Here is a 9,585-nt window from a genome sequence, read left to right as displayed (position 1 = left end):
AACCCGAAATCACCCGGCCGGTGAATAATCCGGGCTAGGTCTCAAACCCAGTCATTTAGGCCGGCAGGCGCCGGCACGCCGGGAACGGCAGGTTTCAGGACGGTCTCGCGGCCACTGGAACGACCGGGATGAGGGCGCTTAGCGGAACCCCGAAGAGTTTTCACGTTTCCAACGTGTCCACCGGCGTCCGCCGGCTCTCCCGCCGTGCTAGTCGAGCTGGCAAAAAAACATGGGAGTCAAAGCCGGCCAGCGCGTGGGCTTGGACGGAGCATGGTGCCATCTCTTGTCCATGGACGCATCATCTCCCCAGCAGGAAAAACTCCAGCGGCTGCAGGAAATGCTCTCGGCCGGCTCGCGTCATGCGTTTGCAGCGTGTTGTGCTGTCGAGGTGGCGGAGGCTGCAGCGCAGTATCACGGCATGCGTCGTTCCGATCAGCCTGGCCGCGATCAGCTTGTGTATCGCGCTGGATCCGCGATCGAGGTCGCCAACGGTCTGCATCTCGACGACTATTGGCTGCTGGGCGCCCTCACTGCGCCCGAAGTGCCTGTGTGGCTCGGTCAGCTTGCAACGGAAGCGCCTGCCCACACATTGCAGTGGGAGCCCTGCATCGTCGACCTGTTCAATCGGCTTTTTGAAGACAATGCCAAGCGCCGATACCTGATTTCCATGGGGGCGTGGCGACGGCATCATTGGTCGCAAGCTGCCTATCGGAATGCAGTCGCCGAGTTCGAGGCGAGCGAAAAGGCCGCAGGCGGAAGGTGGGAAGCAAAGCCCCCCACGGCAAAGCAGACGTATGCGATCGAACAGATTACTCGAACACTCGCAGCCGTGACCCCCGACTTCGAGGCGCCCCAACTGAGCACTCGTCGGGCGGCACACGACTGGATTGCTGTTCATGCTGGCAACCCCCGCTTTGCAGACAATATCAACCCTCCGAAATATGAGGATTTCAACAAATGATTCAGAGCGATTCGGACTTTGATAGAAGTTTTATTCGTCTGGAGACGTTGCTTTCGGAAATCGAATCTGCGCCCATGACACCTTCGCTTCTGCTGAAAATTCGTGAGGCGGAGCAATTAAATGGCGAATTGTTCGAATGGGTGAGCATTGCGGCAGACGAATCCATCGAAACACTGATCAGTTTGTCAACATTCATGACATCCGTTGATCGTGCCGCCATGATATCAGAAATAATCGACCTTTTCCCAGAAAAGATCGATTTCATAGTGGCAGCGCAGCGCCGTCATGGATTATAATTGGTCTAAAGCCTGGCCGAGCATTGGAAGTAACGATGGAACAAAACCCTATTAGTGTTGCCCAACAAGCGGCTGACATTGTCGAGAAACGTACAACATTCGATAGATTTCTGGTAAAATTAGATCTGCCAGGAATGATGAACAGATTTCAAATCAAACTCTGGGCACGTAATAAAATAGAGTGGAGCGATCTTCCTAAATTGTCAAATTATAGATTCAATTCTATTTCAATAGCTCAATGCGAACTCAACCAATTTCAATTTGAAATGATTTTCACAAATATCTCTGCAAGGCAGTTTGCGAGTCAGATGATTATCTTAGACTCATCCGCAGATGAAAGCAACAATTTGATTGCGAATGAGTTTCGGAGAAGGGCTGCAGCGGGCATAGGAATTCTGATGCCTGGCTCCAACCAGTCTACAGGATATCTTGACATCAGCCATGCTACGCACAATCTCTCAATTTCATCATCCGACCCAGAAGTATGGCCTAATTTACAGAAAGGTCTGTTCAAGCAAGCATTGGATCTCGCCTCTGAAGACGAGAAGATTGTAGTTTTCGGTCTCGGAAGTTGCATGAGTTTCCACAAACTGCAAAAAGTGACAAAGTTTTTGGAGTCGTTTGCCAGTTCTCCGAAGATAAATATCAAAAGCTGGCTGAAAAAATCGGATAGGTTGTCAGAATATGACGGCCTGAAAGATACGCGAGTGAATGAAATTTTTTCCGATCTTCAGCAATTTTATGATTCAACGGAAAAAATGCTGCGCAAGTCCGCGCAAACGCCCGCCCAAGACAAGAGCATGCTCGCATACAATGGGCGTATGCATCAATCCATTGAGCAGTTGAAGAATGATTCGGAAGAAATTGCTAGAGTTTTAGTTAAAGAACCAAACAATAAAAAGAGAGATAGGGTGCTCGCTGTTCAAGCGAGAAAGGCTTTTGAGCCTATACTTGAGGTCGCCTCAGAGTGGATGGGCTGGTTTCGAACTTTGCATCAACATCGAAATGAGGCCGTGGAGCTCACATCTGTCGAAGCTGGTTTGGGTTTTATAAAGTCAGATTCTGTCCGCTTCTTCCGTTCATATTCGGCGGGGCTTACAGAAAGGGCGCTGTTGATGGGACTGATGGCCGAAGCGCACTGCATCGCCACGATGCTGATGAATCCTTCATCGCTGCACCGGGAAAATGTTATGGCCATGATGGGCCGCGATCAGTTCGGTTCAGGCCTATCGGCAGATGCAACCCTTGCCGAGGCAGTGGGGAACATTCCTTCGGCCGCTGACTGCCCGGGCCTTATCGAGCTGTGCGAATTGCAGGTTGCGGCGATTGGTGTTGAAAAGCCCAACTTCCCTTCCATCTCCAATGGAGGGCAGTCGACCGACCGCGCTCTGGCGGAACGATTTCTGACATATGTTTACACCTACGATCGCTGGGATCAGCCTGTCGAGCCAAGCAGCAGCGCCGAAGGATATCGCGAGCACACGTGGCGGCGCCTTTATCGGCGTTTTGGCCTGTTTGGTCACCTCTTCCTGTAGCGTGGCTGCAAGCGAGTGATCGCCACATGGCGACCTCGCAAGACACAGAAAGTGACGAGTCAAGGGGGGCCAGCGCGTCGCGTCCCGTTGGGCAGGGCGGCATATCGCAGGTATGTCCCAAGCGTCTTCTTATCGACCACCGAATGCGCATGCATTGCCGCCTGGTCATACTTGTCAGAGGCGAATTTCGTCAGTGTCGGACACGAATGTATTGGACGCTGTTCAATGCTGGGATGAGAAGGACGTGGTAACCGGGCAAGAGATTGAGCTGGTTTATGCTCATATCGGGACTATGGTTGGTTATCTCTTCGATGATTGAGACTAGAAATGAATCCTCTAAGCGCAATCCAGCTGTGGCGTACTGTCGTGTCAGTACGCGCAGGCAAGCTGAAAATGAATTGAGTCTCTCAGAGCAGCAATCAGCTATCGAAGACTATGCACGCCGGCATGGGTACGACGTTCGGCACATATATGTGGACGCCGGCATCTCTGGCACAACCGATCGGCGTCCGGAACTGCAGCGACTTATCCACGATTCAGCAACTAAGCCGCCCCCCTTCGGCGCGGTTCTGGTGTATAGCACTAGTCGATTTTTCCGGAATGCAAATGAGGCAGCCGCTTACAGGCTCAAACTGGCAAAGCGGAACATCAGGCTCATATCTGTCACGCAGGACTTTGGTGAAGGACCCGAGGCGGAGCTTGCGATCCACTTGGTGTGCGCTGTGGACCAATATTCGTCTTCGATCAACAGCTCTCAGGTCAGGTTGGTTATGGCTGCCAACGCGGCGGCTGGGTACTGGAACGGATCTCGGCCGCCTTTTGGTTTTAGGGTCGAAGACGGTCCCCTGGTAGGTCAAAGGCGGAAGAAGCTGCTTGTGATCGACGCGACGGAAGCCGCTGTCGTGAAGCGTGTGTTTAACCTATATGTTTATGGAGAGCATGGCAGTGGGCCGCAGGGTTTGAAGGCCATTGTCACGCGGCTGAACCACGAAAATGTTTGCCTGCGTGGAAAACGTTTCATCGCGTCGACGGTATCGGACCTCCTGCGTCGCGAAGTGTATGTTGGCCGCCACTATTACAATATGCGCGATTCAAAGGCCGGTATCCTCAGACCGCGCGAAGAGTGGATCGAAACCAGGGTGCCGATCGTTATCGACCAGGACACGTTCGATGCCGCCCAGCGCCGGCTTGCGATGAACAAGCCCCAAGTGACCCCACCGCGACGTGTTAACAGTCCCACGCTGCTCTCGACCATCGGCAAGTGCGGAGAGCCTAACTGCGGTGCGGGTCTTATTTTGGTTACCGGCAAGGGCGGACGCTATCGCTATCTGACTTGTCAAACGCGGCGAACGATGGCTTCCGATGCGTGCAGCCTTCCCAATTATCGCATGGCCGATGTCGACGAAGCGGTTATCGCCGCCCTTGAGCACAAGCTCCTGCAGCCTGAGCGTTTGAAGGATTTGCTGGCCGGTTTGCTGGAGAAAACCGACTCGGCCAGGGCTGAGCGCAAGCAGCGCCTCGCCCATCTCAGGAGAACGCTGACGGAATCGGAAGGAGCTCGCGCGCGGATGCTCGATGCAATCGAGGCTGGTGCATTGGACTTCCGTGACACTGTAGTCCGGGAGCGTCTGGACGCCAGGAGACAGGAGATACAGCGGCTCCAGCAGGAGATCCGGACTATTGAAGATCAGGACCGGGATAGGCCTGCTCGGCAGATCACGCCTGGTGTGCTCGACAGGTTCGCGAAGATGATGCGTGAGGCGCTTCGCAGCGAGGATTACAGCTTTCGCAAAGCCTATCTGACGTTGCTCGTTGCCGAAGTCAGGCTGTCCAGCGCCGGAATCACCATCCGTGGTACCAAAGGGGAGTTGGAAACATTGATAGCCAAGGTCTCGGAAACCGATGGGCAGTTGGTGCCCACATTTGCCGGAAATTGGCGCGCCCAGCAGGACTCGAACCTGCGACCCCGAGCTTAGAAGGCACGTGCTCTATCCAGCTGAGCTATGGGCGCGTTGGCCCTGCATTGCCTTGGCGGCGGGCGAAAATCCAGCCCTGCTCAGTCGATCAGATCAAGATAGGCGGCCACATCATTGTCCGTCGCGATCCACAGGCCGGCCTGCACGGCTTCGGGCTGGGCGGCGGCCAGCGCCAGGGCTTCGTCCAGCGGGCCATAGAACAGGGTCTGCGCCACCGGATCGCCATCATCGAGGTAATAGAGGCGGACGCTGGCCGAACCGAAGGTGCTGCGCATCAGCGGAAATTGTCGGCGTAGGCCTGCAGTTTCAGCGTGCGCGGGCCCAGCGGCACGATCTCCACCACCAACCCATGCCGCTCGGCATAGGCGAGCGCGGCCTCCTTGGTGGGAAAGCGCAGCTGGATCTGGCCGGCGGTGAAGCCCGAACCGGCCCAGCCGGTCAACGGATCGGCGCGCAGCCGGTCATCCCGTTCAAATTCCAACAGCCATTCGCCGGTGCGGGCACCACCCGATTGCAGGGCATGTTTCGGGCGTTGATAAAGGCGCGCGTGCATGGCCCTCTCTTGCCGCGACAGGCTGCCGCAGGCAAGGACTTTGCATCGGCCGTTCAACACGGAGCACCGTCATGATCCTGATCAGCGGCACCATCCGCCTGCCCGAAGCCGGCCTTGCCGCCGCCCTGCCCGCCATGCGCGCGATGATGGCGGCCAGCCGGGCCGAGCCGGGCTGCCTCCACTATGCCTATGCCCAGGATCTGGAAGACCCCACGCTGATCCATGTCAGTGAGCGCTGGACCAGCCGGGCAGCGCTGGCCGCGCATTTCGCCTCCGCCCATCTGGCCGCCTGGCGCAGCCAGTTTGCGGCGCTGGGCATCCACGACCGCAATCTGATCCTGATGGAGGGGGATGCGGAGCCGACCTGAACGGCCGGGCTCAATAGGCGCGGGCGATGGCGAATTCGACCGTTTCGGTCAGTGCGTCGCGCGCCGGGCTCTTGGGGAAACCGGCCAGCACATCGATGGCGCGCTGGCCATAATGGCGGGCGCGGGCCATGGTGTCGGCCACCGCATTGGTGCTGCGCAACAGCTCGCCGGCGCGGGCCAGTTCGGCAACGCCATTGGCACGGCCGCTCATGGCGCGGCGCCAGAATTCGCGCTCGTCCTCATTGCCGCGGGCATAGGCCAGGATCACCGGCAGGGTGATCTTGCCGTCGCGGAAATCATCGCCGGCGTTCTTGCCCATGGTTTCGGCGTCAGACACATAATCGATGGCGTCGTCCACCAGCTGGAAGGCGATGCCCAGATAGCGGCCATAGCTGGCCAGCGCCTCTTCCACCTTCTCGTCGCGTTCGGCCACCACGGCGGCAATCTGGCAGGCGGCGGCAAACAACGCCGCCGTCTTGGCGGTGATGATCTCAAGATAACGGTCTTCGGTGGTGGACACGTCGCGCTGCGCCGTCAGCTGCGCCACCTCCCCTTCCGCGATCACGGCCGAGGCCCGGCTCAGGATCTTGAGCACCCGCAAGCTGCCATCCTCGACCATCAGCTCAAAGGCGCGGCTGAACAGGAAATCGCCGACCAGCACGCTGGCCGGATTGCCATAGAGCGCGTTGGCCGTGACCTTGCCGCGCCGCAGGCCCGATGCATCAACCACATCATCGTGCAGCAGGGTGGCGGTGTGGATGAACTCCACCGCAGCGGCCAGCTTGAAATGGCGATTGCCTTCATAGCCAAGCACGCTGGCACAGCCCAGGGTGAGCATCGGGCGCAGCCGCTTGCCGCCGCCGGCGATCAGATGGCCAGCCAATTCGGGGATCAGCGCCACCGGCGACTGCATGCGATCCAGAATGACATGGTTGACCGCATTCAGCCCCGGCGCCGTCAGATTCATCAGCGCCTTGATCGATGGTTCGCGCCCGGGGCGCAGCGTATGCACGGTTGCTGTCACCCCCTCCCCATAGCGCAGTTGCATGCTGGTGCAAGCTTGGCCTTGCCCGGCGCGCTGCTGTACCGCAAAGCTTGGGCACCACAGGGGCCAGTTTTGGGGAGCATCATGGACGCAACGCTGAAAGCCTATCGCGAGAGCATCGACAATATCGATGCGGCGCTGGTGTTCATGCTGGCCGAACGCTTCAAGATCACCCAGGCGGTTGGCCGCTACAAGGCTGAAACCGGCCTGCCGCCGGCCGATCCGGGCCGCGAATCCGAACAGATCGCCCGCTTGCGCGCGCTCGCCGCCAGCGCCAACCTTGATCCGGAATTCTCGGAGAAATTCCTGCGCTTCATCATCGATGAGGTGATCCGCCACCACCAGGCCGCGCGCGGCTGAACGGCGTTAACTATTTGCAATTTGCTATCACAGCCCCGCTGAACGATCCTTCCCGTCAGGTTGCGCCGCATTTGGGGGGGAAACGTGATGCACCACTCTGTCCGATGTTTGCTGTCCGCCGGCATCCTGGCCGGATCCGCTGTCCCGGCCATGGCCCTGACGCCATTTTCAGTTGGTGGCAACACGTTGATGTTCAACAGCAACATGAACAGCACCACAGGCGGTTTCGAGTATTTCAACGGCTATGGCAGTCGCAGCAATGTGGCCGACAATGGCAGCCGCGTTGATGTCGACATCGGATCGACGAGCGGGNCAGGTTTTCGGACGAGCAGATCATTGGGATCGTGAAGGAGCAGGAGGCGGGCATGTCGACCGCCGAGGTTTGCAGGCGGCACGGGATCAGTTCGGCGACGGTCTACAAATGGAAGGCCAAGTATGGCGGTCTGGAGGTCTCTGAGGCGAAGCGGCTTCGGGCGCTGGAGGAAGAGAACGCGAAGCTGAAGCGGCTGCTGGCGGACACGATGCTGGACAACGCGGCGCTGAAGGATCTTCTGTCAAAAATGTATGGTCCGCCCCCGTCTTGCAAGCGAAATGAACCTTTGGCGGCACAGTCTGCCTAAATGTATCCGGCCTGTTTGTGGGACATCTCGATCCCTGGCCATAATGGGCTGCGCGCACGATGGTGTCTCACAAATGGTCCAGCCTTGGTGGGCTGCATTTTTGAACCAGACTTTGATCGTGCATCCATTGACTGCTTGCCATCACTCCTGTCGCTCGCAGACCTCCTGACGCTGGCGCCTGCCTCAGGCAGCCGCCGCCGCCGGAACCCGATAATCTTCGCCGCGTGCCAGCACGGCCCAACTGATCCGGACGATCTTGTTGGCCAGAGCAACGACAGCCACGTTCTTGTGGGCCCGCTGCTCGAGACCGGTCAGCCAAAGGCCGAGGCCGCGCTTTCGATCCGAATGCATAGCAACTGATCGTGCGCCGTGGATGAATAGCCGCCGCAGGTGGCTGTTGCCGCGCTTTGATATCCCGAGCAACTTGGGCTTGCCGCCAGTTGAGTGCTGGCGAGGGACCAGACCAAGCCATGCCGCCAGGTCACGGCCGCGCTGGAATGCGCTTCCGTCACCCACGGCTGCCACAAGCGCTGTTGCCACGATCGGCCCAATGCCGGGTACGGTCATCAGACGACGGCAGACCGGATCGGTCTTGGCGACGCTGTCGATCTCGATGCTGACGTCATCGATCTCACGCTCAAGTTGCTGCCACTCTCGCCACAGTCCTTGGGCGATCGCCTGCATGCGCGGCGACAGAGGGGAACGCTCGTCGGCGAACAGTGCTGGCATCTGACCCGCGAGGTGACGCCGGCCTTGTCGGAACACGATGCCGCGCTCCAACATGAAGGAACGCAGCTGGTTGATGACAGCCGTACGCTTGCCCACCAGGCGTTCCCGCACCCGATGCAACGCCTGCAGATCCAGCTGTTCAACGGTCTTCACCGGCACAAAGCGCATCGTGGGGCGCTGAGCGGCTTCAGCGATCGCCTCGGCATCGAGATAATCGTTCTTGTTAGACTTGAGGAACGGCTTCACGAACTGCGGCGCGATCAGCCTGACGTCGTGCCCCAAAGGGATGATCTGGCGGGCAAGGTGGTGTGCCCCGCAGCACGCTTCCATCGCAACGACGCAATCGGTCAACTTGGCCATCAGCGCCAAGAGCTGAGGGCGGCTGCAACGACGCTTGAGCTGCACGGCACCGGATGCATCAACGCCAACCAAGTGAAATGCGCTCTTGCCGATATCGACACCAACCAACTTGATCTCATCCATGGCAGTCCTCCTTCCCGAAAGCGTCAATCATGCGATCGGTCGCTTCGCCCCGAAAGGGGGCGGACCATCCCACAAATGGTGACGCCCGACGCGAAGCGGAATGCGGTCGCCCATGCCCGGGAGACGTTCGGGCTGAGCGAGCGGCGGGCGTGTCGTTTGATCGGTGTGGCGAGGCGGGTGGTGCGTTATGAGCCCACCCGCTCCGATGATGCAGGTCTACGCACCAGGCTGCGCGAGCTGGCCGGCGAACGGCGGCGGTTCGGCTATCGGCGTTTGGGGTATCTGCTGGCGCGCGAAGGGCTGGCGCCGAACCACAAGAAGCTGTTGCGGATCTACCGGGAAGAAGGGTTGAAGGTGCGCCGCCGCGGCGGCCGCAAGCGGGCGCTGGGCACCAGGGCACCGATGACGGTGCCGCAGGGAGCGAACCAGCGGTGGAGCCTCGATTTCGTATCTGATGCCTTTGCGTGCGGCCGGCGCTTCCGCATCCTGTGCGTGGTCGACGACTTCACGCGCGAGTGCCTGGCGCTGGTGGCTGACACGTCGCTGTCTGGTGCACGGGTCGCGCGGGAACTTGACAGCCTGGCGGCCGTCCGCGGCAAGCCGCTGATGGTGGTCAGCGACAACGTCCTATGTTGGGAGGCGTTGGCGCGATTTAGCAG

General features: G+C 59.0%; 10 protein-coding genes, 1 tRNA gene and 2 pseudogenes. 8 read left to right on the top strand and 5 right to left on the bottom strand.

Annotation, left to right across the window (positions count from 1 at the left end):
• Positions 1-229 precede the first annotated feature (229 nt).
• The 4 genes from CHU93_RS17265 to CHU93_RS18245 all read left to right on the top strand — a co-directional run bounded on the left by CHU93_RS17265 (position 230) and on the right by CHU93_RS18245 (position 4,768).
• Positions 230-961: a hypothetical protein gene (locus CHU93_RS17265; protein ID WP_133064287.1), complete on the top strand. Its 732-nt coding sequence runs from the start codon at positions 230-232 to the stop codon at positions 959-961.
• Complete coding sequence (locus CHU93_RS02375; protein ID WP_094472591.1) at positions 958-1,257, top strand: hypothetical protein; 300 nt, start codon at positions 958-960, stop codon at positions 1,255-1,257. The genes CHU93_RS17265 and CHU93_RS02375 overlap by 4 nt, the downstream gene beginning before the upstream one ends.
• Before the next feature lie 35 nt (positions 1,258-1,292).
• Positions 1,293-2,792: a hypothetical protein gene (locus CHU93_RS17260; RefSeq protein ID WP_133064286.1), complete on the top strand. Its 1,500-nt coding sequence runs from the start codon at positions 1,293-1,295 to the stop codon at positions 2,790-2,792.
• A gap of 275 nt (positions 2,793-3,067) precedes the next feature.
• Entirely contained in the window at positions 3,068-4,768 is a 1,701-nt protein-coding gene (locus CHU93_RS18245) for a recombinase family protein (RefSeq protein WP_423825886.1), read from the top strand.
• On the opposite strand, the gene CHU93_RS02355 is transcribed toward CHU93_RS18245, so the two are convergent.
• From CHU93_RS02355 to CHU93_RS02345, 3 genes are all read right to left on the bottom strand, one after another.
• Positions 4,727-4,803 (bottom strand) — tRNA-Arg (locus tag CHU93_RS02355). The two genes, CHU93_RS18245 and CHU93_RS02355, sit on opposite strands and share 42 nt — an antisense overlap.
• 45 nt (positions 4,804-4,848) lie before the next feature.
• Positions 4,849-5,043 carry a hypothetical protein gene (locus CHU93_RS02350; protein WP_094472589.1) on the bottom strand — a complete coding sequence of 65 codons (195 nt, stop codon included), beginning with the start codon at positions 5,041-5,043 and terminating at the stop codon, positions 4,849-4,851.
• Positions 5,043-5,321 (bottom strand): NADH dehydrogenase ubiquinone Fe-S protein 4, encoded by a 279-nt coding sequence (locus tag CHU93_RS02345; RefSeq protein WP_094472588.1) that lies wholly within the window; start codon positions 5,319-5,321, stop codon positions 5,043-5,045. The genes CHU93_RS02350 and CHU93_RS02345 overlap by 1 nt, the downstream gene beginning before the upstream one ends.
• Positions 5,322-5,392: 71 nt before the next feature.
• Between CHU93_RS02345 and CHU93_RS02340 the strand changes: the two genes are divergently transcribed.
• Positions 5,393-5,689: a putative quinol monooxygenase gene (locus CHU93_RS02340; RefSeq protein WP_094472587.1), complete on the top strand. Its 297-nt coding sequence runs from the start codon at positions 5,393-5,395 to the stop codon at positions 5,687-5,689.
• A 10-nt stretch (positions 5,690-5,699) separates the two neighbouring features.
• Here the strand turns inward: CHU93_RS02340 and CHU93_RS02335 are convergent, their stop codons facing one another.
• Positions 5,700-6,737 (bottom strand): polyprenyl synthetase family protein, encoded by a 1,038-nt coding sequence (locus CHU93_RS02335; protein WP_423825885.1) that lies wholly within the window; start codon positions 6,735-6,737, stop codon positions 5,700-5,702.
• Positions 6,738-6,818: 81 nt separating this feature from the next.
• On the opposite strand from CHU93_RS02335, the gene CHU93_RS02330 reads away from it, so the two are divergent.
• Together CHU93_RS02330 and CHU93_RS02320 are read left to right on the top strand one after the other, a co-directional pair.
• The gene (locus CHU93_RS02330; protein WP_243375123.1) at positions 6,819-7,094 is read left to right on the top strand and encodes a chorismate mutase; all 276 of its coding nucleotides are present in this window, start codon (positions 6,819-6,821) and stop codon (positions 7,092-7,094) included.
• A gap of 299 nt (positions 7,095-7,393) precedes the next feature.
• Positions 7,394-7,669: pseudogene (locus CHU93_RS02320) on the top strand (transposase); the annotation flags it as partial.
• 228 nt (positions 7,670-7,897) lie between these two features.
• On the opposite strand, the gene CHU93_RS02315 reads toward CHU93_RS02320, so the two are convergent.
• Positions 7,898-8,926: an IS110 family RNA-guided transposase gene (locus CHU93_RS02315; protein ID WP_094472585.1), complete on the bottom strand. Its 1,029-nt coding sequence runs from the start codon at positions 8,924-8,926 to the stop codon at positions 7,898-7,900.
• A 72-nt stretch (positions 8,927-8,998) separates the two neighbouring features.
• Between CHU93_RS02315 and CHU93_RS02310 the strand changes: the two are divergent.
• Positions 8,999-9,585, top strand: a pseudogene (locus CHU93_RS02310) (DDE-type integrase/transposase/recombinase); the annotation flags it as partial.

Source organism: Sandarakinorhabdus cyanobacteriorum, assembly GCF_002251755.1.
In the GTDB taxonomy this organism is placed as follows: domain Bacteria; phylum Pseudomonadota; class Alphaproteobacteria; order Sphingomonadales; family Sphingomonadaceae; genus Sandarakinorhabdus; species Sandarakinorhabdus cyanobacteriorum.
The sequence above is the reverse complement of the archived record's forward strand: the minus strand, read 5'-3'. Positions and strand labels throughout refer to the sequence as shown.